The following is a 24,811-nucleotide window of genomic DNA, read 5'->3' as shown; positions in this document are numbered from 1 at the left end:
TCCTTAGTTTAAGGTTTTCGCTTTCTCAGCCGCTTCTTCGATGCCGCCTACCATATAGAACGCTTGTTCAGGCAGATGGTCGTATTCGCCGTTCAAGATGGCTTTAAAGCCGGCGATGGTGTCACGCAATGAAACGTATTTGCCTGGAGAACCGGTAAATACTTCGGCAACGTGGAACGGTTGAGACAGGAAGCGTTGAATTTTACGGGCACGCATCACAGTCAGTTTGTCTTCGTCAGACAATTCGTCCATACCCAGAATGGCGATAATGTCGCGCAATTCTTTGTATTTTTGCAGAGTAGACTGTACACCGCGCGCTACGTCGTAGTGCTCTTGACCCAATACCATCGGATCCAATTGGCGTGAAGTGGAGTCAAGCGGGTCAACTGCCGGGTAAATACCCAAAGATGCAATATCACGGCTCAATACGACGGTCGCGTCCAAGTGGGCGAAAGTTGTCGCTGGAGACGGGTCAGTCAAGTCATCCGCAGGTACATATACGGCTTGGATGGAAGTAATGGAACCGGTTTGGGTAGAGGTAATACGCTCTTGCAAACGACCCATTTCTTCGGCCAATGTCGGTTGGTAACCCACTGCAGAAGGCATACGGCCCAACAGTGCAGATACTTCGGTACCGGCCAGAGTGTAACGGTAGATGTTGTCAACGAAGAACAATACGTCGCGACCTTTACCGTTTTCGTCTTTTTCGTCACGGAAGTATTCAGCCATAGTCAAACCGGTCAAAGCAACGCGCAGACGGTTGCCTGGAGGTTCGTTCATTTGGCCATACACCATGGCTACTTTATCCAATACGTTGGAATCTTTCATCTCGTGGTAGAAGTCGTTACCTTCACGGGTACGTTCACCCACGCCTGCGAACACGGACAGACCGCTGTGCGCTTTGGCGATGTTGTTGATCAATTCCATCATGTTCACGGTTTTGCCCACACCGGCACCACCGAACAGACCTACTTTACCGCCCTTAGCAAACGGACACAGCAAGTCAATCACCTTAATACCGGTTTCCAACAATTCGGTAGTTGAAGACAACTCATCGAATTTTGGAGCAGTTTGGTGAATGGCACGGCTCTTGTCGGTATCGATCGGACCTGCTTCATCAACAGGTGTACCCAATACGTCGACAATACGACCCAATGTACCTTTACCTACCGGCACAGTGATTGGCGCACCAGTATTGCTTACAGACATGCCGCGTTTCAGGCCGTCTGAACTACCCATTGCAATAGTACGGACAACGCCATCACCCAGAAGCTGTTGAACTTCCAGAGTCAGACCGTTCTCGTCCAATTTCAGGGCATCGTAAACATGCGGGATAGCGTCGCGTGGAAATTCCACGTCAACCACCGCACCAATAACTTGTACGATTTTGCCTTGGCTCATTATCGTATCCTAATTTCCTGTTCAGGCTTCAGACGGCATTAAACTGCCGCTGCACCTGCTACAATTTCTGACAATTCTGTGGTAATCGCGGCTTGACGCGATTTGTTGTACACCAAGCGCAATTCTTTGATGGCATTGCCTGCGTTGTCGGTTGCGGCTTTCATCGCTACCATACGCGCAGCTTGTTCAGATGCCATGTTATCGCTCAATGCCTGATAAACCACAGACTCTAAATAGCGGCGAACCAAATATTCCAATACGGCGATAGGACTCGGCTCGTAGAGGTATTCCCAAGTAAATGAAGAATGACCTGTTCCGTCGTCAATAACGTTTTCACCGATAGGCAGCAAAACTTCCATACGCGGCTCTTGGCGCATTGTATTGACGAAACGTGAGTAAACCATATGGATACGGTCTAATTCATGCTTCTCATAACGTTGGAAGATTTCGGTCAGAGGGCCGAGCAGCAATTCCATTTTTGGGGTATCACCCAAATTGGTTGCACTGGCAATAACATTCAAACCGATACTTTGGCATGCAGCCAAACCTTTACTACCCAGGCACACGACTTCGACTTCGATGCCTTGTTCCTGATACTCTTGAACTTGCGCCAAAAACTTTTTCAGTACGTTTGCGTTCAAGCCGCCGCACAAACCTTTATCCGAGGTAATCAAAATGAAACCGGCACGACGCACTTCGCGGTGTGGCTCCAACAATTTGATACCATGATCGGTATTGGTCTGTGCAAGATGGCTCATCACTGTACGCACTTTTTCGGCGTACGGACGCGCTAAGCGCATCCGGTCTTGAGTCTTCCGCATTTTAGAGGTCGACACCATTTGCATCGCTTTAGTGATCTTTTGGGTATTTTGAACACTACGGATTTTGGTGAGAATCTCTTTTCCGACTGCCATTTCAGACTCCTTTCATCTCAATACTTATGCTTGGTAAGCGTAAGAAGATTTGAAAGATTTCATGGCTTCGGTCAATGCTTTTTCGCTTTCGTCAGACATTGCGCCTGATGCATTAATCGCTTCCAGAACCTCAGGATGTTGCGTACGTACGAAACTCAGGAATTCTGCTTCGAAAGCCAAGGCTTTGGATACCGGAACATCTGCGTAAGAACCGTTGTTGATCGCCCACAAAGTCAATGCCATTTCGGCAGTGTTCAATGTGCTGAATTGTTTTTGTTTCATCAATTCAGTAACCACTTCACCGTGTTGCAGCTGTTTTCGTGTTGCTTCGTCCAAATCGGAAGCAAATTGCGAGAACGCCGCCAATTCACGGTACTGTGCCAACGCCAAACGAATACCGCCACCCAGTTTTTTGATGACTTTGGTTTGTGCTGCACCACCTACGCGCGATACGGAAATACCGGCATTGATTGCAGGACGGATACCGGCGTTGAACAAGTCGGTTTCCAAGAAGATTTGGCCGTCTGTAATCGAAATTACGTTGGTTGGTACGAATGCTGATACGTCACCGGCTTGGGTTTCAATAATTGGCAACGCAGTCAGAGAACCGGTTTTGCCTTTTACTTCGCCATTGGTCAGTTTTTCAACTTCGTTTTCGCTGACGCGGGCCGCACGTTCCAACAGACGGGAGTGCAGGTAGAATACGTCGCCGGGATATGCTTCACGGCCAGGAGGACGGCGCAACAGCAGAGAAATTTGGCGGTATGCAACGGCTTGTTTAGACAAGTCATCGTATACGATCAACGCATCTTCACCACGGTCACGGAAGAATTCACCCATGGTACAACCGGAGTAAGGAGCGATATATTGCAGTGCAGCGGCTTCAGAAGCAGTTGCAGCAACCACGATGGTATGCTCCATCGCGCCATGCTCTTCCAATTTGCGTACTACGTTGGCAATAGAAGATGCTTTTTGACCGATAGCCACATAGATACAGATAACGCCTGTACCTTTTTGGTTAACGATGGCATCCAGTGCTACGGCAGTTTTACCGGTTTGACGGTCACCAATAATCAGCTCACGTTGGCCACGACCAACCGGAACCATAGAGTCAATGGCTTTCAGGCCGGTTTGCATTGGTTGGTCAACCGATTTACGCGCAATCACACCTGGTGCAATTTTTTCGATTGGAGCAGTCAATGTTGTGTTGATTGGACCTTTACCATCGATAGGACGACCCAATGCATCAACCACGCGGCCAACCAGTTCACGACCGATCGGCACTTCCAAAATACGGCCGGTACAGGTAACTGTATCGCCTTCTTTAATGTGTTCGTACTCACCCAACACTACGGCACCGACGGAGTCACGCTCCAAGTTCATGGCCAGACCGAAAGTGTTACCGGGGAATTCGAGCATCTCACCTTGCATCGCGTCTGACAAGCCATGAATGCGCACAATGCCGTCTGTAACAGAAACAACGGTACCACGGGTACGCACTTCTGTATTGACGGACAGATTTTCGATTTTGGCTTTAATCAAATCGCTAATTTCAGCAGGATTAAGCTGCATGAAAACTCTCCTAATTTGTCATAGTCGCATACAAAGCATTCAGTTTGCCTTGTACGGACAAATCCAAGACCTGATCACCCACTTCTACTTTGATGCCGCCGATTAATTCAGGGGCAACTTTAGCTACCACATCCAATTTGCTATTGAAGCGTTTTGTCAGGATATCGGTAACATCGGCCAGCTGCTGAGAACTGAGTTCATACGCGCTGTAAATTACTGCCGATTTCGTATTGTTGTGTATCAAGGTCAAATCTTGATATTGGGCATAAATTTCCGGCAATACCAGCAAACGCTTTTGCTCGGCCAAAACGGTAATGAAATTTGCCAATTCGACATTTTTGATACCGACAAGACCTTTGAGCGTTTCTGCTTTTTCGGAAGCTCCCGTTTCCGGTTGCTCGATGAGAGCAATAACTTTCTCATCTTGAACAACCGCTGCGAGTTCTTTCAGTTCGCCCAACCAAGACTCGATTTGGTTTTTTTCCTGAGCCAGACTAAATAATGCTTTCGCATAAGGTCTGGCAATCGTTGCGAACTCTGCCATAAGATTACAGCTCCTGTTTTAAGGTACTGAGCAAATCTGCATGTTTGGAAGCATCAACTTCTTTACGCAAGATAGATTCCGCACCTTTAACAGCCAGTGTAGCAACCTGTTCACGCAACACTTCGCGCGCACGGTTAACTTCTTGCTCCACATCAGCTTTTGCTTGGGCTGCAATGCGTGCTGCTTCATGAGAAGCTTGCTCTTTGGCTTCTTCTACAATTTTTGCAGCACGTTTTTCGGCGTTGGCAACCATTTCGGTTACCTGATTACGCCCTTCGGCCATAAGTTCTGCAACTTTTTTCTCTGCCTGCTCAAAATCGCTCTTACCGCGCTCGGCAGCAGCCAAGCCCTCGGCGATTTTTGCGGCACGCTCATCCAATGCTTTGGCAATCGGAGGCCATACGAATTTCATCGTAAACCAAACCAAGCCAAAGAAAACCAGGATTTGCGCAAATAAGGTTGCATTAATATTCACGTTACTTAACCTTCGTATCTGGGTTAATCAAACAGACCATAAGCCTGTATCTGAACGGATCACTCCGTCTTGATTACGCAGCACCAAACGGGTTAACGAAGGCGAACAACAGGGCAATAGCCACACCGATCAAGAAGGCCGCATCAATCAGACCAGCGATCAAGAACAGTTTGGTTTGCAGAGGACCGATCAGCTCAGGTTGACGAGCAGAAGATTCCAAGTATTTAGAACCAACCATTGCGATACCGATAGAGGCACCCAATGCACCCAAGGCAACGATCAAACCACATGCGATAGCAATCAAACCCATTTTTAAACTCCTTAAGATAGTAAAGGTTAAACTACAAAAACAAACTACGAAAAAACTACTTGATTAGTGTGCATCATGCGCTTGTCCGATATATACGAACGCCAACGCCATGAAAATAAATGCCTGCAAGGTGATAACCAAAATGTGGAAAATCGCCCAAGCCAAACCGGCAATCAGGTGGAATACAAATAAAATTGGATCCAAAGTTTCGATACTACCGGTTGACGCCCATGCGCCACCCAACAAAGCGATCAACAGGAACACCAGCTCACCGGCATACATATTACCAAACAACCGCATACCGTGGGATACGGTTTTGGACAAAAACTCTACCAAGTTCAGCAGGAAGTTGGCCGGAGCGAGTATCGGGCCAAAAGGTGCGCTGAACAATTCGTGAATCCAACCGCCAAAGCCTTTGATTTTGATATTGTAATAAATACATACCAACAATACGCCAATTGCCAAAGCCAAAGTTGTATTCAAGTCAGCAGTCGGTACAACGCGCAACAGTGCATGATGATTACCGGTAATGCCTTGCCATGCCATCGGCAGCAAATCAACCGGCAACATATCCATGGCGTTCATCAGGAAAATCCAGACAAACAGGGTCAAACCCAAAGGAGCAACGGCTTTACGCGATTGTTCGTTATGGATAATGCTCTTACACATGTTATCCACGAATTCGAACAGAATTTCAACAGCCGCCTGAAAACGACCGGGCACGCCAGCAGTTGCTTTTTGGGCACCGCGCCACAAAAGAAAGCTGCCGATTACGCCTAACAGAACAGCAAAAAAGATTGCATCAAGGTTAATGAACGAAAAATCAGCGATGTTTTTCAGTCCTTGACCCTGAGTAACATCCGACATACTGGTCAAGCTTTGCAAGTGGTGCTTGATGTAGTCGGCAGCGGTCATAGTTTCACCTGCCATAGTGTTTCACTCTCAACAATACTAAAAAAACCAAATGACTGACGCCAAGAAACGCCAATAAAAATGGGTAAAATACCAGTGATCGATGCCATATCGCAAAAACGACCGACATAGATACCAGCGACAGCACTACTTTTAAAACCTCTCCGCCGATAAACATCGAACTTTGCAGATCGGGATTTCGTCGGGAAAACTTTAAAAGTAAAACTGCAAACAGGGTAGGCAAAATGTACGAAAATCCTCCCGCCAAAGCAGAGAGGAAGCCGGGCAATCCGGAAAATAATGCACAAACAACTGAAATTATTAACAATACAATCACTTGCAATGGGACTATCTGATTCATTTTACTCCACACCCCAAAAACGCAAGGTAAATTAATATAATCAAGAAGTTTGTTAACGTCAAGCAATATGTTAATCTTTGTGAACCTTTCACAGATAAATGATTAACACATATAAAACAAATCTTTGCAGAAACGGAGTTTAACACAAATTACATGTTGCTACACAGATTTTACAGAAGATTTTGATTTGTATTGTAAACATCTGTACGATCAGTCCTTTTCTCAAAAATTCAGGCCGTCTGAAAAACTTTTTTCAGACGGCCTGTTTATAAAACCGTTAAAACTCTTGATTAATGCCTAACTGTTTCAGCAGGTATTCAAATGTTTCCGGCGTATCAAAATGCAGTACAATTTTGCCTTTTTTCTGATTGCTGGTTTTGACTTCGGCATTGACACCCAAACGCTCGGTCAGGGCATCATTAATACGGCGGATATCCGGGCTGATGGTTTTGGCTGCTTCAGGCTTGGCTTTTTGATGTGCCAACTGGCTGCGGCGTTCTACTTCGCGTACCGACCAGCCGTTTTTGACGGCTTTTTGCGCCAACTCCAATTGGTCAACCACATGCAAGGTCAGCAACGCGCGGGCATGACCCATTTCCAGACGGCGTTGGTAAAGCATTTCCTGAACCGGCTCAGGCAGGCTCAACAGGCGCAGGCTGTTGGAGATGGCACTACGGCTTTTACCGACGGCTTTTGCGATGGTTTCGTGAGTCAGGCCGAATTCGTCGGCAAGGCGTTTCAAACCTTGCGCTTCTTCAATCGGATTGAGATTTTCACGTTGCAGGTTTTCAATCAAACCCATGGCCAACGCGGTTTCGTCGCTGATAGTTTTGATGACGACGGGAATTTCGGTCAAACCGGCCAACTGAGAAGCGCGCCAACGGCGTTCGCCGGCAATCAATTCATATTGAGACAGACCACGTTCGCGTACGATAACCGGCTGGATAATGCCTTGCGCTTTAATGGAGTCAGCCAGTTCCTGCAAGGCTTCGTCATCCATTTGCACACGCGCCTGATAGCGGCCGGGCTGAATATCGGCGATGGCAACCGTTGTCAGGCGGTCGCTACTGCTGCTGTCCACTGCATTGGAAATCAGCGAATCCAAACCGCGTCCCAATCCACCTTTTGCTTTTGCCATATTGTTTTCCCTTTCAGACGGCCTCATTGTTGAAATGACGTATTCTATCGGATATTGCCGCTTGACGACAATTTGAATCACTATGATTTGGCTATTGCCATTTATTTACGGAGCGAAACCGCAAACACGCCCCTTAAAGCATTACTCAAGCGGATTTCTTCCGCGTTTTCCAACATTGCGCGCGTGATGTGGGTTTCCTTGATTGTATCCACACCTAAATATAGCTGCGGCTGCTTCAATACCGCTTGGCGCATTACTCCGTTCAAAATATCCAAATCCAAAGACGGCGTGAGCCATTGTCCTTGATATTTGACAAACACATTGCTTCTTCCACCCTCTAACAACAGACCGTCTGAATTGAAAAACAGGCTGTCAAATGCACCCTGCCCTTCTGCCGTTTTCCATGCTTGGTCAAAAATTTCACGGCGCGTGGTTTTGAAGCGGCGCAGATAATCGCGTTGACTTAATGTGTGCTCACTCAAGATGACGTATTGCTGCCCATCCAATTCAGAAACAGCCGCATGGCTCAATGCAAGGCCGTCTGAAAACAAAGCGGCTTTAACTCTAAATAACCCACTTGGCAACGCATCTATATAGTGTTGAATTTGCTCTGCCGCATTTTGAGGCCAAAGCAGGTTGAGCGCTTGTGCCGAAATTTTCAGACGGCCTAAATGCAAATCGAGCAAACGGCATTGTTTGTCTTGCACGCGCATGGTTTCAAAAATACTGAAATCAGGCCGCAAGTCATTGAGAAAACGCGCCTTCCAACCGCACTCACGATATTCGGCTTCAGGATCGCTATCAATCACAATCCCCGAACCCACACCATAAACACCTTGATAAAGGCCGTCTGAAACCGGCTTCAGGGATAATGTGCGAATCACGACATTGAACACACCTTCAAACCCCAAACCCGTATCGCACGGATGCAAAAAGCCGATGCTGCCTGTGTATAAACCACGCGGTTCGGATTCAAGAGACTCAATAATCTGCATACTCATGCGTTTGGGCGCACCAGTAATACTGCCGCACGGGAAGGCTGCACGGAAAATATCAGAAACCGAAACATCAGGCAGCGCCTGCGCCTCGATGGCACTGGTCATCTGCCAAACACTGCCGAAACGGGAAACTTTAAACGGTTCAGGCACACGTACTTTGCCCGTTTGCGCGATTTTGCCGAGGTCGTTGCGCAACAAATCGACAATCATCACGTTTTCGGCACGGTTTTTCGGGTCGTTTCGCAATTCAACGGCGCGGCGTTCATCTTTCCCATCGTGAAGAATCGGCGCAGTACCTTTCATCGGCTCGGTTGTGATCAGGCCGTCTGAATAGATTTTGAGGAAAAGTTCGGGAGAAAAACACAAAGTCCACGCATCCTGCCCTGCCCCGTCGGGCAGACAAGACAACACGGCATATGGCACAGGCTGACGCAAACGGCGGTAAAGCTGAATCGGATTGCCGTAAGTTTGCAGGTGCAGGCGTGCGGTGTAATTGATTTGATAAGTATCGCCGCGGCGGATGGCTTCGTGGATTTGACGGATATGCTCGAGATAATCGGCTTCGGATACAGAGAATCGGGGAGTGGAGATGCCTGCCTCAAGGCCGTCTGAATGATTAGCCAGCCAGCTTTCGGTATCGATTTCTGCATAATCAGCAAACCAGTGCAAACGCAAATTGCCACTGCGCGCGGATGAAATATCCATCAGTGGCAATCCGAATTCGTAGTCTGCAAACAACACTGCATGCAGGCCTTTTTTCCAACCTGCCTGCAAAACATCTTCCAACGACGCCAGTTCGTTATGATGAAAAAGGCAGCTTTCCACATGATTTTGATAGAGTTTTGCACGACCGCTTACCGCATCGTCGAACAGGGCGAAATAAGGCATGATGTATTATACAAATAGGCTGATTATACGCTGTTTTTACAAAAATTATCAAACAAGCCGAAAAAAATCGCTTATGTGTAATTTTATGTAGGCTAACACAGCATAAAGAGGTAAAATCAAGTCATACCAAACCATATCATTTAAAACTTAATCGATAAGGAGACTTTATGGCAGACCACCAATTAGAACCGTTCGAGAATGTTGAACTGGGCGAGAAACAAGACCAGCTGCAAGTATTCGAAAAGGCTGTTTTGGAACACGAAGGACGCGGCACTGACGAAGATTCCAGCAGCGCACCGCTTCCTGCCAACTACCCGTACAAACAACGTATGCGCCGCTCTGTTTACGAAAAAGAAAAACAGAAGCTGCAAATCGAATTGTTGAAAGTACAAAGCTGGGTTAAAGATTCCGGTCAGCGTATCGTCAGCCTGTTTGAAGGCCGCGACGCAGCCGGTAAAGGCGGTACCATCAAACGCTTCATGGAACACCTGAATCCACGTGGCGCGCGCGTGGTTGCTTTGGAAAAACCAACCACTACCGAACGCGGCCAATGGTATTTCCAACGCTACATCCAAAACCTGCCGACCGCAGGCGAAATGGTATTCTTCGACCGCTCATGGTACAACCGTGCCGGCGTAGAACGCGTAATGGGCTTCTGCGAACCTAACGAATACCTGCTCTTCATGCGTCAAACCCCTGAATTGGAACGTATGCTGGTTGCCAGCGGCATCCATCTGTTCAAATTCTGGTTCTCCGTATCTCGTGAAGAACAACTCCGCCGCTTCATCTCCCGCCGCGACGACCCCCTGAAACACTGGAAACTGTCCCCTGTGGATATCCAGTCGCTCGACCGCTGGGACGACTACACCGAAGCCAAAAACGCCATGTTCTTCCACACCCACACCGGCGACGCGCCTTGGGTCATCATCCGTTCCGATGACAAAAAACGTGCACGTTTGAACTGTATCCGCTACTTCCTGCATCAGCTGGACTATCCGGGCAAAGACGTGAAAGCCATCGGCAAAGTGGACGAGAAAATCGTTTTGGTTCCCGATACACGTTACAAAGACAAAACTGTCGATCTCGGACACGATTAATTTGTAACATTACCAAAGGCCGTCTGAAATTTCATCTTTCAGACGGCCTTTTCTTAATCCTCGCGATTCCAGTACGTTTTTTGTGCGAATACCAATTTATTGTCAGTGAATTTCAAACTGTCCAAATTCAATGCCCAAACATCGCTTTTCATCACTCGAGCAGCAGGATGCGCTTTGTAATACAAAGACTGCGCCGCTTTCAAATCCGCTTCATCCTCAATCAAAGCGGCAGTCGCCGCAAACTGAATGCCGCTGATTTTTGCGATGCTGTCAGGTTGTCCGGCAATGGTACCGGCTACTTTGGCAGAACGACTCATCATTCCGCCATGCTTCGTTTTCAAAGATGTCAGCACAATCAATCGGGCATTCACCTCATCAAACACATAAAAACAGCAAGCTGCCCAAACTTCGCCCTCTTCCGCAGCAGCAATACTGACGACATGATGATTGCTCAAAAACTTCACTATATTGACAGGAATCGTTTGCATGGTTTTTATCTTCCTTCGCAGTAGACGAAATTATGCTCAGGCCGTCTGAAACATCAGCCCTGCCAGCGCGGCACATCGTTTTGAATGATGCCGAACAAGTCCAAAGCATGAGAGACGCTGTGTGTAATCATATCTTCGATGGATTCAGGCTTCTGATATAAAGCCGGAACGGGAGGAAACACGATACCGCCCATCTCTGTCACGCGGCGCATATTTTCAATGTGCGCCAAGTTTAACGGCGCTTCACGCACCATCAACACCAGCCTGCGCCGCTCTTTCAACGTTACATCCGCCGCACGGCTGAGCAAATTATCGGCAAACCCGTGAGCAACCGAAGCCAAAGTTTTCATTGAACACGGCGCAATCAACATTCCGTCCGTCAAAAACGAACCGCTGGCAATGCTTGCCCCGACATTACGGATGGAATGCACGACATCTGCCAAAGCATAAACGTCTTCTTTGGTGTAATCCGTTTCCAAAGTACGGGTCATTTCCGCCCCTTGTGAAACCACCAAATGCGTTTCTACCTGATGCTCACGCAAAAGCTGCAAAGCCTTCACGCCATACTGAAAACCGCTGGCACCGCTGATGCCGACAACCAAACGCTTCATTGTATTTCCCTGTCTCGGCCTAAAGATAAATGAAAGGCAGATTCTCAAGACGAAAAAATAACCGCTAAAAAGCGGTTAGATTTTCTAATGTGGTGCCGACAGCGAGATTTGAACTCGCACAGCCTACGGCCACTACCCCCTCAAGATAGCGTGTCTACCAATTCCACCATGTCGGCATAAATCAAATTGTCTTACTGCTGCTGAGGATTCGGAGCAACAGGAGTTGTATTGTTTTGTGCAGGCGTTGCAGGCTTAGGAGCTTGCTGGGTCTGCTTTACATCGCTGAAGTCTAAACCGTGCTTACTGGAGTGGGTGTGAATATACACCATCGCCATGCAGGTCGCAAAGAAAAATGTTGCGGCAATGGCAGTTGAGCGGCTGAGGAAGTTGGCATTACCGGCAGAACCGAATACGCCTTGCGCGCTACCGCTGCCGGAACCGAACGTTGCGCCGGCATCCGCGCCTTTACCGTGTTGCAACAATACTAACACGATTACGGCTAAAGCGGAAATAATATTAATGATCCAGATAAGGGTTTTAAAGGCTTCCATATGTTTTCTACGAGGCTTGTGCTGCGTTGATGATGGCGGTAAAGGAGTCATATGATAATGACGCGCCACCAACCAATGCGCCGTCTACATGAGGTACTGCGAAGATGTCGGCTGCGTTATCCGCTTTCACACTTCCGCCGTAAAGAACGCGGATTTTAACATCGCTTCCGCACAAAGACAAGATTTCTTTGTAGATAAATGCGTGCATGTCGGCAATTTGTTCGACAGTGGCGACTTTGCCTGTACCGATCGCCCAAACCGGCTCGTAGGCAACGGCAATGTTTTTGGTGTTCAAACCTTGCAGGATGGAAAGCTGGTGGGCAATGACTTCGTGTTCTTTGCCGGCTTCGCGTTCTTCCAGGCTTTCGCCGACGCACAACAATGGAATCAGGCCGACGTTGAGGACGTTTTCCATTTTGCGGCGTTGAATTTCGTTTTTCTCGCCGAAATAAAGGCTGCGCTCGGAGTGGCCGATAAGGACGATGTCCGTACCGATGTCGGCAAGCATTTCGGCGGACACTTCGCCGGTGTACGCGCCGTTATTCGGGAAACGGCTCACGTCTTGCGCACAGGTCAAGATGCGGTTGTTCAAAACAATCTGCATGGCGTTGTGCAGTTGCAACAGATAAACGGTTGGAGCGGCCAGGCCGATTAATACGCGTTCTGCGGTTGGCATGACACGGAAGCGGTGCATAAGCGCATTGTTGTTTTGGAGTCGGCCGTTCATTTTCCAGTTGCCGATAACCCATTTTTGATCCCACATTCCGATTTGGTGATACATCTTTATTGCTCCGTGTGTTGGTTGTTGCTTGCCGTAGCGTCGTGTAATGTGAAAGTTTAGTGGATATATGTGCGCTTGGCAATTATTAACAAGCCTCCGGGGCCGTCTGAAAGATGGCACACTCTCCGACAAGGATTTATAATGTATGCTTCGATAAAATTAAGAATTGAACGGAGCACAAATATGGACTTTGAAAAAGCGCGTTTCAATATGGTTGAACAGCAGATTCGTCCGTGGGATGTCTTGGACTTCGACATTTTGGATGCTTTGGAGGAGATCGAGCGCGAACATTTTGTCGGCGAGGCTTTTCAAGGTTTGGCCTATGCGGATATGGAGCTGCCGCTGGCCAACGGCCATAAGATGTTGGAACCCAAAGTCGTTGCCCGCCTGGCTCAAGGTTTGAAACTGAAAAAAGACGAAACTGTCTTAGAAATCGGTACAGGCTCAGGCTATGCAACCGCCCTGCTGTCCAAACTGGCCGGCAAAGTCGTCACTGACGACATCGACACCGAGCAGCAGCAACGCGCCAAAAAAATTTTGGACGAATTGGGCTTTGCCAACGTCGATTATGTGCAAAACAACGGCCTGACCGAAGCATCTCAAGGCGCTCCTTTTGATGCGATTTATGTGGGCGGCGCAGTAGACAGCGTACCTGAAATTCTGAAAGAGCAACTGAAAGACGGTGGCCGTATGGTGGTCATTGTCGGTCGCAAACCGGTACAACACGCGCTTTTGCTGACGCGCAACGGCAATGAGTTTTCCGAAAAGGTATTGTTCGACACCGTCGTAGCACACTTGGAAGACAAATCGGCCAATCCGTTCGGCAATTTCGATTTTTAAACAACAGGCCGTCTGAAAGTTCAGACGGCCTCATACTTTTATACCCTACCCTATGACCGACATCATCCAACTCTCGCCCACCGAATTGAAACAATGGCAGGACGAAGGTCGCGCATTTCATCTGCTCGACGTCCGCACCGATGAAGAACGCGCCATCTGCACCCTGCCCGCCGCCATTCATATCCCGATGAACCTCATCCCCCTGCGTCAAAACGAGCTGCCCGACGACGATTTACCCATCGTCGTTTACTGCCACCACGGCATCCGCAGCCTGCACACGGCAATGTATTTGGAAGACGTCGGATTTGAAAACCTTTACAACCTGCAAGGCGGTATTGATGCTTGGGCAATGCAGGTGGACAGCAAAATGATGCGGTATTGAATCGGTTTTATCAATAAAAGGCCGTCTGAAGCAGGATTTCAGACGGCCTTTACGATTATTTCACAAACCGTGCATCTGCCATAAACGGCCGTGTAGCGGCTGGTTTGGCGGAATAGAAGCGGGAGAAAGTGCTGTCGATTTTGGTCTGTATCGGCTTACCATCCAATGTTGCCGATGCTTCCAATTTCACACCACCGCCACTGGTTTCACCCAATTTCATATTTGGCAACGTCAGTTTGGCAATATTGAGTTTCGCATTTTCCACTTTGGTATCGGGAGACATCAGCTGTTTGCCGACCGGACGGATTTTTTCACCCTCATCATGAGGCGCAGCACCACCGTTATCGTCAACCACGCCGATATTAATCAATCGGGCAGCTGCCAAATCCATCTTGCCGTTTTTAACCGGAATACCAACAAACAGTTTTACGCCGCGATGAATGAACGTATTGTCCCGCCACTGAGTTTGGCCCTCTTTCGGCGGTTTGGTTTCTGCCGCCACCGAATAAGTACGGCCCATAATCATCAATTTATAACCTGGAATTTTTTTCGAACCGAATCCATCAGTAATGTCTTCGACCAGTTGCGGCGCAGTCAGGGTTTCATTTGCCAAAATACGGGCTGAAGTTTCTGCCAAATGGGCAGGCTTGCCGTCTATGGTCAATGCCTGTTCATGGCCGAAATCAGACGCAAATGCAGGCACGGCGGCCAGTGCAGCGGCCAATGCTAGAATACGGATAGTTTTCATTGCAGACTCCTGATAAAAATGTAATTGGGTTGATTACCCGATAAAATCCGGGCAATATTGATAGGAGTCTATATTTTTATATAAATGATACAGATTATCAAGAATATTTGTATTTCAAAATAAAAAAAGCCGTCTGAAATCCAGTTTCAGACGGCCTTTTCAATCTACTTAAAACCTTCTATCAGTCTTTGAAGCGTTTGAATACCAATGTGCCGTTGGTACCGCCAAAGCCGAAGGAATTGGAGATGGCAACGTCGATTTTCGCATCGCGTGCTTCGTTGGCGCAGTAGTCCAAATCGCAACCGGCTTCAACGTCTTGTTCAAAGATGTTGATGGTCGGTGGAGATTTTTGCTCGTGTACTGCCAACACGCTGTACAACGCTTCCACGCCGCCGGCCGCGCCGAGCAAGTGGCCGGTCATAGATTTGGTGGAGTTAACAATGACTTTGCGCGCATGATCGCCCAAAGCGCGTTTGAGGGCTTTGGTTTCGTTGGCATCGCCCAGCGGAGTGGACGTACCGTGTGCGTTGACGTAATCCACGTCTTCAGGATTCAGGCCGGCATCTTTCAGCGCACGGGTAACGGCCAATGCAGGGCCTTCTTCGTTAGGCGCGGTAATGTGGTAGGCATCGGAGCTCATACCGAAGCCGACGATTTCGGCATAAATTTTCGCACCGCGTTTTTTCGCATGTTCCAATTCTTCCAACACTAGCACGCCAGCGCCTTCGCCGATAACGAAACCGTCACGGCCTTTGTCCCACGGACGGGAAGCGGTAGCAGGGTCATCGTTTCGGGTGGAAAGTGCCTTCATGGCAGCAAAACCGCCAACGCCCAAAGTGCTGATCGCACCTTCTGCACCACCGGCAATCATCACATCTGCGTCGCCGTATTTAATCAGTCGTGCAGAGTCACCGATGGAGTGTGCACCGGTCGTACAGGCAGAAACCATACCGTAGCTCGGGCCGCGGTAGCCTTTGAGAATGGTGACGTGGCCGGAAATCAGGTTAATCAGCGAACCGGGAATAAAGAAAGGATTGATTTTGCGCGCGCCGCCTTCGATAACGGCTTTACCGGTCGCTTCGATGCTCGGCAGGCCGCCGATACCGGAACCGATGTTGACACCGACGCGGTCTTTGTCGAGGGTTTCCAAATCATTCAAGCCTGAATCGTTGATAGCTTGCAGGGCGGCGGCGATACCGTAGTGGATGAACACATCCATGCGGCGCGCTTCTTTCGCGCTGATGTATTGGCCGATGTCGAAATCGCGCACTTCGCCGGCGATTTGGCTGTTGATGTCGGATGCGTCAAAGCGGGTAATCCGTCCGATGCCGCTTTTGCCTGCGAGCAGATTGCTCCATGCGGTGGCGACGTCGTTGCCAACCGGTGATACTTGGCCAAGACCTGTGATGACTACTCTTCTCTGACTCATGATAATCTCGCTGTTGGTTGTCGGGATTTTCGCGGCAGCCTTGCTCTTTTTCTTCGTGAAAACAGGCAAAACTCATGCCGTCTGAAATTTCAGGGGTTTAATAATAAGGTAAAAGCCCCTATTGCGATGGCGCAGCAGAGGCTGGATGTTTGGTGCGACCGATTAGCCTTGGTGGGCGTTGATGTAGTCGATAGCCAATTGTACGGTAGTGATTTTTTCAGCGTCTTCGTCAGGGATTTCGCAGCCGAAAGCTTCTTCCAAAGCCATCACCAGTTCTACGGTGTCCAGAGAGTCAGCACCCAAATCGTCTTGGAAAGAAGATTCGTTTTTCACTTCGGCTTCGTTTACGCCCAGTTGTTCAGCAACAATTTTTTTAACTTGTTGTTCGATGTTTGACATGTCAGTCGTTCCTTTTCGCCTTGCGGCAGGTTGTTTAAGGGAAATAATTCGTCGGTATTGTACCGAATTCGGATAGAGTTTTCCATCTAATCCTGCATTTTAGCACAGATTATTCTGGAAAAACCTGTTGTTGCGCATATTAGCATATGCTGATTTTAACCTACAAGCGGGAATTTGTTTTTCCTTGGTATCAATAAGTTAATAAGCGGAAAGGTCGTCTGAAAACTGATTTCCCCGTTTTCAGACGACCTTTTATTCAATCAAGGCAGATTTGGGATAACCCAAGTAGCGTGGGCTTTGCCCACGAAATCCACCATCCAACAACTAAATCCGACAACAGTCACATAGACTTTCATTTTGGCATTCATCTCGTGGGTAAAGCCCACGTTACGGCTTGCTGTAACGGCAACTTTTCCCTTCCTTCATCTAACGGAGGAAGTTTGTGGACGTATGCTAATATATTATATACTGTGGGAAGTGTGCCTGTCAGATTTAGCCGTAATGGCAAGGCATTATTTCATTACTCAAAAATTCTTTATGAATTAGATGTTAAAACTTTAGGATATGCACATGCAAGATCAGGGAAAAAGTAAAAATCAGGAAATACAAGAAAAGCAGGAACAAGAAGACAGTGGCTCCATTACCAGGCTGCAAGATGTGTTCAATCTTACGCATGACCAAGCTCATCCCGATAAGATCGATGCCACCATCCGCGCCAATACTCGGGTGACCGGAACCAATATGTGGGTATTGATGTTTGCCATTGCTGTGTCGAGTATCGGTCTGAATGTAAACAGCACGGCGGTAGTGATCGGCGCGATGTTGATTTCGCCGTTGATGGGGCCGATTGTAGGTATGGGTTACGGTTTAGCGGTAGGGGATACTGCGCTGATCCGTCAAGCCGTGCGCAATATTATTATATTCGTCGTCATCAGCTTGATTACCGCTACGTTGTATTTCCTGTTAACCCCGCTTAAAGAGGCGCAAAGCGAGATTTTGGCGCGTACTCAGCCGACCCTTTGGGATGTGTTGATTGCCTTCTTCGGCGGTAGTGCGGGTATTGTGGCGCTGACCCGAAAAGAGGGAGGCAATGCCATACCGGGTGTGGCGATTGCTACCGCATTGATGCCACCCCTGTGTACTGCGGGCTACGGACTGGCACATGGCAACTGGCACTACTTTCTCGGTGCTTCATATCTTTTTGCCATCAACTGCGTATTCATCGCTTTTGCGACCTTGTTGTTTTCCAAGCTGCTCAAGCTGCCGCGCAGGGGGTTGGTAAAGGAATCCAAACGCCGGTTGCACAGCATCATTATTACTGCCGTCGTACTTGCTGTCATGATTCCGAGCGGCTATATGGCATCAGGACTGGTGCGTCAGGAAATCTTCAACACCAGAGCCAATGCCGCCATTGCCACTACGAAGCAACAGGAAGGTTTTTTCGTGCTGCGTAAGATGTTGAACTATAGAGAAAATAAAGTCGATCTGATTGTCAATGGAACGGGCAATGCCGAGAAAATTTCCGCCTTGCTGGTGAAAAGCCTTGAAGCGTCAGGTGTGAAAGCGCCGAAGGTCAACGTGGTCTATGCGGGAGGGAACAATGCCAAAATCGAAGAATTGCTGGCAAGCCAAAACAACTCGGTTCAGCAGCAAAATGAGCTGAAAGAGCAACAGGCCTATATCGATACCGTACTGGCAGGCAAAGCCTCCGATATCGACGATGCAGCGGTACTTAAGGAATTAAAAGCCCAATATCCGGAAGCGGAAAAAATCGTTGTCGGACGCGGCTTGGCTTGGGATAAAGCGCAAACAACGCCTGTTTCCGAACAGTCTGAAAGCCAAAAAAACGCAGAACCGAAGACAGATACATATGACGATATCGTCGTTGTCTCTCTCGAATTGGAGCAGCCACTACCTGCCAAAGATTACGAGCGGATACAGGCGTGGTTACGCCAGCGTTATGAGGGTAAGGTAGTGCGCATATTGCAAACGCACAAGTCTCAGACAGATAAATCGTCTCAGACAGATAAATCGTCTTAGACAGATAAATCGTCTAACGAATAATCGCCTTCAGGCTTTATCCATTTCCGAGAAATCATTGATTGTCCTAGTACACCAAATCCGCCTCAAACACGCCTCTCAAGGCGTTGGAGAGGCGGATTTTTTCTGCGCGTTCGAGCATGTCGCGGGTGATGTGTGTTTCGATGATGGTGTCCGCGCCCAAGTAAGTTTGCAGCTGCTGCAACACGGCTTGGCGCATGATGCCGTTGAGGATATCCAAATCCAGAGACGGGGTGAGACGGGTGTTTTTGTGCATGTTCATGTTTCAGTATTCTCCTGGAAATACTGTAAACAACGCTACTAGTTTCTACAGCATCGAGTTGATAACGTTCGCCCACACCGGCAAGGTTTTCTGCGCCAAGGACGAGTTTGAGTTTCTCAAAGTCGATTTGGTCTTCGCAAAAGACTTCGGAAAAGATTTGTTTGAGTTTTAATATATTGTTTTGTTTGAAATTATTTTCTAAATCGTGTATAATTTTTCGGTTCGGTTGCCATAATTGCGTCTTCCATCAATGATCACTTACAAAGTGTCCATTTTATCGGGATATGTTGAAAGTTAAAAGAAAAGAAGGCCGTCTGAAAAACTTTAATATTCGTTTTTCAGACGGCCTTCTTTTCACTTGCCGAAACAAGAGTATTTTGTTTCTCAAATTTACAAAACGGTCAGTCCTGTTGCTTGCTTCTACCCCAAAAACTCTTTCAAAAACAGCAATACGCAGGCAAGTTCGTCGGCGGATTCGCGTTGCGTGCCGTTGCCGGTATGGCCGCCGCCGTCTGGAGCGTAGAGCCAAGATTGCGGCGAGGTTTCACGTAGTTTGGCATAGAACTTGAGCGCGTGGGCGGGATGGACGCGGTCGTCGCTGAGGCTGGTGGTAATGAGCGCAGGCGGATAATCGATGCCGTCTGAAAGATTGTGATACGGAGACAATTCGCCCAGCCAGCGTTTGCAGACTTCGTATTTCTGCGGATTGCCGTATTCGTCCGTCCAACTTGAACCGGCGGACAGCAGCGGATAACGGATCATGTCGGTCAGCGGTACTTCGCACACCAGCGCGCCGATGCTTTGCGGTTCGCGCACGAAGGCGGCGGCGGTAATCAGGCCGCCGTTGCTGCCGCCCTGCAAACCGATGTGTTTGGGCGAACTCATGCCGCGTTCGGACAAATCGCGCACGACTGCCAATAAATCATCAACGCTTTTGTGTTTGCTGATTCCCTGCGCCGCCTGATGCCAGCGCGGGCCAAATTCGCCGCCGCCGCGGATGTTTGCCAACACAAAGGCATTGCCCTCTTCCAGCCAATATTTGCCAACGCTACCCAGATAATGCGGCAATTCGGGAATGCCGAAACCACCATAGGCATAAACCAAAGTCGGCGTGTCGGGCGTGGCGTTTTTGCCGACGTGGAAATAAGGAATGCGCTCGCCGTCGGCCGAAGTCGTCCAAAACTGCTGTACGTTAATGCCGTCTGAATCAAACTGCTGCGGCTGACGGCGCATGACGGTCAGTTCCATCACGTTCAAATCCAGCGCAAACAGCGTCAGCGGCGTGGTGAAATCGCTGGCGGCAAGGTAAACCACGTCGCCGCCCCACGGCTGGTCGGTTATTTCCAACGCACCCGAAGGCAGGCGCGGCAGTTCGACTTCCTGCCATTTGCCGTCGGTAAAGCGCCATGCTTTCAGACGGCCTTGTACGTTCTCCAGCAGGCTCGCCACGACAAAACGCTTGGTCGTTTCCACGCTTTCCAATGCCTGCGTTTCATCGGGCGCAAACAAAAGCTGCGCCGCGCCTAATTCGCCGCGGTTTAATTTTACTGCCACCAATGCGCCGCTCGGATAGCTTTGGTTCGCGCGGTTCCAGTCCTTGCGCAGCGTCAGCAAAAGATGTCCCGCCAGATAGCCGACTACGTCGCAATCGTTGGGCAGGTTTAACGGTTTCGCCTCGCCTTCGGCTGAGACCTGCAAATAGGTTTTGGTGTAAAAACCGTCCGACGCTTCAATCAAATCAATCGGCGAACCCTGCGGATCGAGATAACGCCACGCGTTCACCATCATGCCGTCTTCGGCAATTTGATACACCGGCAGGCTTTCCTCGAAACTCTTACCACGCTCCACCAGCCACACTTCGCGCGGATAACCCGATTCGGTCAACTGGCGTTCGTCCCAAGCCGGACACACCCATACGCTGTTTTCATCGCGCCACGACACATGGTTTTTACCTGCCGGAAAGTGAAAACCGCCTTCTACCAACTCCCCTGCTTCCAAATCCACTTCCAGCGTGTACGCCGTATCGCCGCCCGATTTGCTCAGTGTTAACAACGCGCGGTTGGGCTTTTCCACCAAGTGCGACACGCCGCCCAAATACACATCGTCGCCGAGCAACTCGTCGAAATCCGCCACCGAAAACAGGATTTTCCACTCAGGATAGCCAGAACGGTAAGTCGCCGCCGTACATACGCGGTACACACCCTTCGGATATTCTGCGTCCTGATGGAAATGGTACATCCGCGCGCGGTGTTCCTGACAAAACGGAATCTGCCGCGTGTCCTGCAACTGCGCCAAAATGCCGTCGGACAATGCGCGCGCTTTGTCGTTTTCTAAAAAACGCGCACGCGTTTCGGCATGCGCCGCGGCGGCAAAATCTTGCGTTTCGGGAGATTCGAGGTTTTCAAAATGGAGATAGGAATCGGGGTAAGATTTCATAGGAAAAGGCCGTCTGAAAGATTGGGAAACGGAATTATAACGGCAAAATCAAAAAAGGCCGTCTGAAACCTGCATTTCAGACGGCCTAAGACATTATTCAATTTAACGTCCGTATATTTTCCACAAACCTTCCTGCAAACCAAACGCAGGCTCGCCGTCTTGCGGCTGGGTGCGGACGTAGCTGCCGTCAGGCTGCATCAGCCAAGCCTGGGTATTGTCTTCCAAGGCCATTTCCAAACCTTCGCAGATCACGCGTTCTTTGAGTTCGGGCGTGGTAATCGGCGTGGCGACTTCAATGCGGCGGAAAAAGTTGCGACCCATCCAGTCGGCGCTGGAGATAAAGGTATCGTCTGCACCATTGTTATGGAAGCAATACACGCGCGAGTGTTCGAGTTGGCGGCCGATAATGGAGCGGACACGGATGTTTTCGGACAAGCCTTTTACACCCGGGCGCAAAGTACACATACCGCGCACAATCAGGTCGATTTGCACGCCTGCCGCGCTGGCCTGATACAGCGCATCAATTACGCTCGGCTCGATGAGGGAATTCATCTTGGCGGTAATCCGCGCCGGTTTGCCTGCTTTGGCGTGTTCGGTTTCCTGCTTGATGCGGTCGATGACCATTTTGTGCAGGGTAAACGGGCTTTGATAGAGCTTGTTCAGACGGCCCGGCTTGCCCAAGCCTGTGATTTCCATAAACAAAGTATTCACATCGGCAGTGATTTGTTCGTCGGCGGTGATGATACCGAAGTCGGTGTAAATGCGCGATGTGCCTTGGTGGTAGTTGCCGGTACCGAGGTGTGCATAACGCTTGAGCACGCCGTCTTCGCGGCGGATAACCAAAGCCATTTTGGCATGGACTTTGTAGCCGAATACGCCGTACACGACGTGCGCGCCCGCCTCTTCCAGCTGCTTCGCCCAGTTGACGTTATTGGCTTCGTCAAAACGCGCCATCAGTTCGACCACGACGGTAACCTGTTTGCCAGCCAGCGCGGCCTTCATCAATGCGCGCACAAGCTCGGAATTGCTGCCGGTACGGTAGATGGTCATTTTGACGGCCAACACATCCGGATCGGCAGCGGCTTCGCGTATCATTTGGACAACCGGATCGAAAGACTGATACGGGTGGTGCAGCAAGATCGGCGACTGTTTGACCAGTTTGAATACGGAGCCGTTTTTGCGTAAGGCTTTCAGACGGCCTGCGTTGCGCGGCGGAAACTTCAAATCCGGCCTGTCCACCAAATCCGGGACGGCATTGAGGCGCACCAAATTAACCGGACCTTTGACCTGATACAGCTCGGCAGAAGTCAGCTTGAACTGGGCAAGCAGGAAGTCGTGAATATGCGCCGGACAAGTGTCCGCCACTTCCAAGCGCACGCCATCGCCGTATTCGCGGTCGTGCAACTCGTTTTGAATCGCGGCACGCAGGTTTTTCAAATCTTCTTCATCAACCGTCAAATCGCTGTCGCGCGTAAGGCGGAACTGATGACAGTCTTTAACCTTCATGCCGGGAAAGAGTTTGCCGACATGGGCGTGCAAAATCGAAGACAAGAACACAAAACCTGCATCGCCGCCGCAAATTTCAGACGGCATGGGGACGACGCGCGGCAAAATGCGCGGAGCCTGCACAATCGCCATACCAGACGGCCGGCCGAACGCATCCGTGCCTTCGAGTTCGACGGCGAAATTAAGCGATTTATTTAACGGGCGAGGAAACGGGTGTGACGGATCGAGGCCGATGGGGGTGAGAATGGGCAAAAGCTCGTTGTCGAAATAGTTTTCAATCCATTTCTTTTGCGTGGCCGTCCAATTGCGGCGGCGGTAAAAATGGATGCCTGCACGGTCAAGTTCGGGCTGAAGCACATTATTAAACAAATCATATTGCTCGCGGATCAGCGCCTGCGCCTCTTTTGCCACCGCCTCAATGGTTTCGGCTGCGGTTTTGTCGTTGTCGAGCAGTTGATGCGGACGCAGTTTGTTTTCGCGTTTCAACCACGCCATGCGGACTTCAAAAAATTCGTCCAAATTGGAAGACACGATGCACAAAAAACGCAAACGCTCCAACAAAGGAACTTTCGTATCCTGCGCCTGAGCCAGTACACGGCGGTTAAACGCCAACAGGCTGAGTTCTCGGCAGAGAATGCGGTTTTGCTCGGGCATGGTTTACTCCTGAAACATCAGTCATTAACACCATCAAGTATAACGTTTTGCCGCCGTTCCGTCAGGTTTCAGACGGCCCCGGCAGACAACCTCATCCCTATTTGAGGCAAGACAAAGGGTTATCCGTTGTTTTCTATGCCGAAACAGCGGTTTTTGCTATAATGCGCAGTTTAATGCAACCGCAATACCACTGCTAAAGGATAAGAAAATGGGCTTTTTGCAAGGCAAAAAAATTCTGATTACCGGCATGATCTCCGAGCGTTCCATCGCTTACGGCATCGCCAAAGCCTGCCGCGAACAAGGCGCGGAATTGGCATTTACTTATGTTGTCGACAAACTGGAAGAGCGCGTCCGTAAAATGGCTGCCGAACTCGGCTCCGAACTCGTGTTCCGCTGCGACGTTGCCAGCGACGACGAAATCAACCAAGTTTTCGTTGACTTGGGCAAACACTGGGACGGCTTGGACGGCTTGGTTCACTCCATCGGCTTCGCCCCTAAAGAAGCTTTGAGCGGCGACTTCCTCGACAGCATCAGCCGCGAAGCGTTCAACACCGCTCACGAAATCTCCGCATACAGCCTGCCTGCACTGGCAAAAGCCGCCCGTCCGATGATGCAGGGCCGCAACGCCGCAATCGTTGCCCTGAGCTACTTGGGCGCCGTTCGTGCCATTCCTAACTACAACGTTATGGGCATGGCCAAAGCCAGCCTCGAAGCCGGCATCCGCTTCACTGCCGCTTGCCTGGGCAAAGAAGGCATCCGCTGCAACGGCATCTCCGCAGGCCCGATCAAAACCCTGGCTGCTTCCGGCATCGCCGATTTCAGCAAACTCTTGGGCCACGTCGCTTCCCACAACCCATTGGGCCGCAACGTTACCACTGAAGAAGTTGGCAACACAGCCGCCTTCCTCTTGTCCGACCTCGCTTCTGGCATCACCGGCGAGATTACCTACGTTGACGGCGGTTACAGCATCAACGCACTGAACGACGAAGAGAACTAAACAGTTTTCGCGCAAAACGCACTTTCATCATGAAAGTGCGTTTTTTATGGCCATTA

27 protein-coding genes and 1 tRNA gene are annotated in these 24,811 nt (G+C 49.5%); 6 read left to right on the top strand and 22 right to left on the bottom strand.

Features of this window, described 5'->3' with window-relative positions; translation table 11 throughout:
* Positions 1-3: 3 nt before the first annotated feature.
* From atpD to HMPREF2606_RS03200, 10 genes are all read right to left on the bottom strand, one after another.
* On the bottom strand, positions 4-1,401 hold the full coding sequence (gene atpD / locus HMPREF2606_RS03240; RefSeq protein WP_003683789.1) for a F0F1 ATP synthase subunit beta: 1,398 nt from the start codon (positions 1,399-1,401) through the stop codon (positions 4-6).
* 38 nt (positions 1,402-1,439) lie between these two features.
* Positions 1,440-2,315 carry a F0F1 ATP synthase subunit gamma gene (gene atpG, locus HMPREF2606_RS03235; protein WP_070712072.1) on the bottom strand — a complete coding sequence of 292 codons (876 nt, stop codon included), beginning with the start codon at positions 2,313-2,315 and terminating at the stop codon, positions 1,440-1,442.
* Between the two features lie 24 nt (positions 2,316-2,339).
* The gene (atpA, locus tag HMPREF2606_RS03230; protein WP_049331699.1) at positions 2,340-3,887 is read right to left on the bottom strand and encodes a F0F1 ATP synthase subunit alpha; all 1,548 of its coding nucleotides are present in this window, start codon (positions 3,885-3,887) and stop codon (positions 2,340-2,342) included.
* A gap of 10 nt (positions 3,888-3,897) precedes the next feature.
* Entirely contained in the window at positions 3,898-4,431 is a 534-nt protein-coding gene (locus tag HMPREF2606_RS03225; RefSeq protein ID WP_049328782.1) for a F0F1 ATP synthase subunit delta, read from the bottom strand.
* Between the two features lie 4 nt (positions 4,432-4,435).
* Positions 4,436-4,906 carry a F0F1 ATP synthase subunit B gene (locus HMPREF2606_RS03220; protein ID WP_004464459.1) on the bottom strand — a complete coding sequence of 157 codons (471 nt, stop codon included), beginning with the start codon at positions 4,904-4,906 and terminating at the stop codon, positions 4,436-4,438.
* A gap of 73 nt (positions 4,907-4,979) precedes the next feature.
* Positions 4,980-5,216 carry a F0F1 ATP synthase subunit C gene (gene atpE, locus HMPREF2606_RS03215; RefSeq protein WP_003676106.1) on the bottom strand — a complete coding sequence of 79 codons (237 nt, stop codon included), beginning with the start codon at positions 5,214-5,216 and terminating at the stop codon, positions 4,980-4,982.
* Positions 5,217-5,279: 63 nt separating this feature from the next.
* Positions 5,280-6,146: a F0F1 ATP synthase subunit A gene (atpB, locus tag HMPREF2606_RS03210; protein WP_070583867.1), complete on the bottom strand. Its 867-nt coding sequence runs from the start codon at positions 6,144-6,146 to the stop codon at positions 5,280-5,282.
* Positions 6,136-6,489 carry an ATP synthase subunit I gene (locus HMPREF2606_RS10630; RefSeq protein WP_083297179.1) on the bottom strand — a complete coding sequence of 118 codons (354 nt, stop codon included), beginning with the start codon at positions 6,487-6,489 and terminating at the stop codon, positions 6,136-6,138. The genes atpB and HMPREF2606_RS10630 overlap by 11 nt, the downstream gene beginning before the upstream one ends.
* A 277-nt stretch (positions 6,490-6,766) precedes the next feature.
* Entirely contained in the window at positions 6,767-7,627 is an 861-nt protein-coding gene (locus HMPREF2606_RS03205; RefSeq protein WP_070459768.1) for a ParB/RepB/Spo0J family partition protein, read from the bottom strand.
* A 101-nt stretch (positions 7,628-7,728) separates the two neighbouring features.
* Positions 7,729-9,513, bottom strand: coding sequence for a bifunctional chorismate-binding protein/class IV aminotransferase (locus HMPREF2606_RS03200; protein ID WP_070843304.1), 1,785 nt, complete (start codon positions 9,511-9,513; stop codon positions 7,729-7,731).
* 167 nt (positions 9,514-9,680) lie between these two features.
* Here HMPREF2606_RS03200 and ppk2 point away from each other — a divergent pair, with 167 nt between their 5' ends.
* A complete protein-coding gene (ppk2, locus tag HMPREF2606_RS03195; RefSeq protein WP_070583865.1) occupies positions 9,681-10,610 on the top strand; it encodes a polyphosphate kinase 2 in 930 nt (309 codons plus the stop codon).
* 53 nt (positions 10,611-10,663) lie between these two features.
* Here the strand turns inward: ppk2 and HMPREF2606_RS03190 are convergent, their stop codons facing one another.
* The 5 genes from HMPREF2606_RS03190 to tpiA all read right to left on the bottom strand — a co-directional run bounded on the left by HMPREF2606_RS03190 (position 10,664) and on the right by tpiA (position 13,041).
* On the bottom strand, positions 10,664-11,098 hold the full coding sequence (locus tag HMPREF2606_RS03190) for a PNPOx family protein (RefSeq protein ID WP_070843303.1): 435 nt from the start codon (positions 11,096-11,098) through the stop codon (positions 10,664-10,666).
* A 53-nt stretch (positions 11,099-11,151) separates the two neighbouring features.
* Positions 11,152-11,709: a UbiX family flavin prenyltransferase gene (locus HMPREF2606_RS03185; RefSeq protein WP_070843302.1), complete on the bottom strand. Its 558-nt coding sequence runs from the start codon at positions 11,707-11,709 to the stop codon at positions 11,152-11,154.
* Between the two features lie 90 nt (positions 11,710-11,799).
* Positions 11,800-11,885, bottom strand: a tRNA-Leu gene (locus tag HMPREF2606_RS03180).
* Between the two features lie 15 nt (positions 11,886-11,900).
* The gene (gene secG, locus HMPREF2606_RS03175) at positions 11,901-12,260 is read right to left on the bottom strand and encodes a preprotein translocase subunit SecG (protein ID WP_003683944.1); all 360 of its coding nucleotides are present in this window, start codon (positions 12,258-12,260) and stop codon (positions 11,901-11,903) included.
* A gap of 7 nt (positions 12,261-12,267) precedes the next feature.
* Positions 12,268-13,041: a triose-phosphate isomerase gene (gene tpiA, locus HMPREF2606_RS03170; RefSeq protein ID WP_004519014.1), complete on the bottom strand. Its 774-nt coding sequence runs from the start codon at positions 13,039-13,041 to the stop codon at positions 12,268-12,270.
* Between the two features lie 183 nt (positions 13,042-13,224).
* Between tpiA and HMPREF2606_RS03165 the strand changes: the two genes are divergently transcribed.
* Positions 13,225-13,881, top strand: a complete 657-nt coding sequence (locus HMPREF2606_RS03165; protein WP_070843301.1) for a protein-L-isoaspartate O-methyltransferase family protein — start codon at positions 13,225-13,227, stop codon at positions 13,879-13,881.
* Positions 13,882-13,933: 52 nt separating this feature from the next.
* Positions 13,934-14,263 carry a rhodanese-like domain-containing protein gene (locus tag HMPREF2606_RS03160; RefSeq protein WP_070843300.1) on the top strand — a complete coding sequence of 110 codons (330 nt, stop codon included), beginning with the start codon at positions 13,934-13,936 and terminating at the stop codon, positions 14,261-14,263.
* 55 nt (positions 14,264-14,318) lie between these two features.
* Here the strand turns inward: HMPREF2606_RS03160 and HMPREF2606_RS03155 are convergent, their stop codons facing one another.
* The 4 genes from HMPREF2606_RS03155 to HMPREF2606_RS11240 all read right to left on the bottom strand — a co-directional run bounded on the left by HMPREF2606_RS03155 (position 14,319) and on the right by HMPREF2606_RS11240 (position 17,225).
* Positions 14,319-15,011, bottom strand: coding sequence for a hypothetical protein (locus HMPREF2606_RS03155; protein WP_070843299.1), 693 nt, complete (start codon positions 15,009-15,011; stop codon positions 14,319-14,321).
* Between the two features lie 181 nt (positions 15,012-15,192).
* Positions 15,193-16,440, bottom strand: a complete 1,248-nt coding sequence (gene fabF / locus HMPREF2606_RS03150; protein WP_070843351.1) for a beta-ketoacyl-ACP synthase II — start codon at positions 16,438-16,440, stop codon at positions 15,193-15,195.
* A gap of 162 nt (positions 16,441-16,602) precedes the next feature.
* Complete coding sequence (acpP, locus tag HMPREF2606_RS03145; protein ID WP_003679644.1) at positions 16,603-16,839, bottom strand: acyl carrier protein; 237 nt, start codon at positions 16,837-16,839, stop codon at positions 16,603-16,605.
* A gap of 260 nt (positions 16,840-17,099) precedes the next feature.
* Positions 17,100-17,225 carry a hypothetical protein gene (locus HMPREF2606_RS11240; protein ID WP_265511057.1) on the bottom strand — a complete coding sequence of 42 codons (126 nt, stop codon included), beginning with the start codon at positions 17,223-17,225 and terminating at the stop codon, positions 17,100-17,102.
* Positions 17,226-17,409: 184 nt separating this feature from the next.
* On the opposite strand from HMPREF2606_RS11240, the gene HMPREF2606_RS03140 reads away from it, so the two are divergent.
* Positions 17,410-18,879, top strand: a complete 1,470-nt coding sequence (locus HMPREF2606_RS03140) for a DUF389 domain-containing protein (RefSeq protein WP_070843298.1) — start codon at positions 17,410-17,412, stop codon at positions 18,877-18,879.
* Between the two features lie 67 nt (positions 18,880-18,946).
* On the opposite strand, the gene HMPREF2606_RS03135 is transcribed toward HMPREF2606_RS03140, so the two are convergent.
* Positions 18,947-19,162 carry an aminotransferase class IV gene (locus tag HMPREF2606_RS03135; protein WP_207798647.1) on the bottom strand — a complete coding sequence of 72 codons (216 nt, stop codon included), beginning with the start codon at positions 19,160-19,162 and terminating at the stop codon, positions 18,947-18,949.
* Here HMPREF2606_RS03135 and HMPREF2606_RS03130 point away from each other — a divergent pair.
* Positions 19,161-19,334 (top strand): DNA topoisomerase, encoded by a 174-nt coding sequence (locus tag HMPREF2606_RS03130; RefSeq protein ID WP_079454256.1) that lies wholly within the window; start codon positions 19,161-19,163, stop codon positions 19,332-19,334. The genes HMPREF2606_RS03135 and HMPREF2606_RS03130 overlap by 2 nt on opposite strands.
* Before the next feature lie 248 nt (positions 19,335-19,582).
* Here HMPREF2606_RS03130 and HMPREF2606_RS03125 read toward each other — a convergent pair whose 3' ends face one another.
* Positions 19,583-21,598, bottom strand: a complete 2,016-nt coding sequence (locus tag HMPREF2606_RS03125) for a prolyl oligopeptidase family serine peptidase (protein WP_070843297.1) — start codon at positions 21,596-21,598, stop codon at positions 19,583-19,585.
* Positions 21,599-21,700: 102 nt separating this feature from the next.
* On the bottom strand, positions 21,701-23,758 hold the full coding sequence (gene ppk1 / locus HMPREF2606_RS03120; RefSeq protein ID WP_070843296.1) for a polyphosphate kinase 1: 2,058 nt from the start codon (positions 23,756-23,758) through the stop codon (positions 21,701-21,703).
* Positions 23,759-23,966: 208 nt separating this feature from the next.
* On the opposite strand from ppk1, the gene fabI reads away from it, so the two are divergent.
* Entirely contained in the window at positions 23,967-24,755 is a 789-nt protein-coding gene (gene fabI, locus HMPREF2606_RS03115) for an enoyl-ACP reductase FabI (protein ID WP_003679651.1), read from the top strand.
* The last annotated feature ends 56 nt before the right edge of the window (positions 24,756-24,811 follow it).

It is taken from the genome of Neisseria sp. HMSC070H10 (assembly GCF_001837635.1).
In the GTDB taxonomy this organism is placed as follows: Bacteria; Pseudomonadota; Gammaproteobacteria; order Burkholderiales; family Neisseriaceae; genus Neisseria; species Neisseria subflava_A.
Note: the sequence above shows the minus strand (reverse complement) of the source record. Positions and strands in the feature narration are given on the sequence as shown.

What these genes read in the sequence shown, in the direction of transcription:
- atpD (WP_003683789.1), bottom strand. Translation starts at nt 1,401, where the DNA reads ATGAGCCAAGGCAAAATCGTACAAGTTATTGGTGCGGTGGTTGACGTG.
- atpG (WP_070712072.1), bottom strand. Translation starts at nt 2,315, where the DNA reads ATGGCAGTCGGAAAAGAGATTCTCACCAAAATCCGTAGTGTTCAAAAT.
- atpA (WP_049331699.1), bottom strand. Translation starts at nt 3,887, where the DNA reads ATGCAGCTTAATCCTGCTGAAATTAGCGATTTGATTAAAGCCAAAATC.
- HMPREF2606_RS03225 (WP_049328782.1), bottom strand. Translation starts at nt 4,431, where the DNA reads ATGGCAGAGTTCGCAACGATTGCCAGACCTTATGCGAAAGCATTATTT.
- atpE (WP_003676106.1), bottom strand. Translation starts at nt 5,216, where the DNA reads ATGGGTTTGATTGCTATCGCATGTGGTTTGATCGTTGCCTTGGGTGCA.
- atpB (WP_070583867.1), bottom strand. Translation starts at nt 6,146, where the DNA reads ATGGCAGGTGAAACTATGACCGCTGCCGACTACATCAAGCACCACTTG.
- HMPREF2606_RS10630 (WP_083297179.1), bottom strand. Translation starts at nt 6,489, where the DNA reads ATGAATCAGATAGTCCCATTGCAAGTGATTGTATTGTTAATAATTTCA.
- HMPREF2606_RS03205 (WP_070459768.1), bottom strand. Translation starts at nt 7,627, where the DNA reads ATGGCAAAAGCAAAAGGTGGATTGGGACGCGGTTTGGATTCGCTGATT.
- HMPREF2606_RS03200 (WP_070843304.1), bottom strand. Translation starts at nt 9,513, where the DNA reads ATGCCTTATTTCGCCCTGTTCGACGATGCGGTAAGCGGTCGTGCAAAA.
- ppk2 (WP_070583865.1), top strand. Translation starts at nt 9,681, where the DNA reads ATGGCAGACCACCAATTAGAACCGTTCGAGAATGTTGAACTGGGCGAG.
- HMPREF2606_RS03190 (WP_070843303.1), bottom strand. Translation starts at nt 11,098, where the DNA reads ATGCAAACGATTCCTGTCAATATAGTGAAGTTTTTGAGCAATCATCAT.
- HMPREF2606_RS03185 (WP_070843302.1), bottom strand. Translation starts at nt 11,709, where the DNA reads ATGAAGCGTTTGGTTGTCGGCATCAGCGGTGCCAGCGGTTTTCAGTAT.
- secG (WP_003683944.1), bottom strand. Translation starts at nt 12,260, where the DNA reads ATGGAAGCCTTTAAAACCCTTATCTGGATCATTAATATTATTTCCGCT.
- tpiA (WP_004519014.1), bottom strand. Translation starts at nt 13,041, where the DNA reads ATGTATCACCAAATCGGAATGTGGGATCAAAAATGGGTTATCGGCAAC.
- HMPREF2606_RS03165 (WP_070843301.1), top strand. Translation starts at nt 13,225, where the DNA reads ATGGACTTTGAAAAAGCGCGTTTCAATATGGTTGAACAGCAGATTCGT.
- HMPREF2606_RS03160 (WP_070843300.1), top strand. Translation starts at nt 13,934, where the DNA reads ATGACCGACATCATCCAACTCTCGCCCACCGAATTGAAACAATGGCAG.
- HMPREF2606_RS03155 (WP_070843299.1), bottom strand. Translation starts at nt 15,011, where the DNA reads ATGAAAACTATCCGTATTCTAGCATTGGCCGCTGCACTGGCCGCCGTG.
- fabF (WP_070843351.1), bottom strand. Translation starts at nt 16,440, where the DNA reads ATGAGTCAGAGAAGAGTAGTCATCACAGGTCTTGGCCAAGTATCACCG.
- acpP (WP_003679644.1), bottom strand. Translation starts at nt 16,839, where the DNA reads ATGTCAAACATCGAACAACAAGTTAAAAAAATTGTTGCTGAACAACTG.
- HMPREF2606_RS03140 (WP_070843298.1), top strand. Translation starts at nt 17,410, where the DNA reads ATGCAAGATCAGGGAAAAAGTAAAAATCAGGAAATACAAGAAAAGCAG.
- HMPREF2606_RS03130 (WP_079454256.1), top strand. Translation starts at nt 19,161, where the DNA reads ATGTTTCAGTATTCTCCTGGAAATACTGTAAACAACGCTACTAGTTTC.
- HMPREF2606_RS03135 (WP_207798647.1), bottom strand. Translation starts at nt 19,162, where the DNA reads ATGAACATGCACAAAAACACCCGTCTCACCCCGTCTCTGGATTTGGAT.
- HMPREF2606_RS03125 (WP_070843297.1), bottom strand. Translation starts at nt 21,598, where the DNA reads ATGAAATCTTACCCCGATTCCTATCTCCATTTTGAAAACCTCGAATCT.
- ppk1 (WP_070843296.1), bottom strand. Translation starts at nt 23,758, where the DNA reads ATGCCCGAGCAAAACCGCATTCTCTGCCGAGAACTCAGCCTGTTGGCG.
- fabI (WP_003679651.1), top strand. Translation starts at nt 23,967, where the DNA reads ATGGGCTTTTTGCAAGGCAAAAAAATTCTGATTACCGGCATGATCTCC.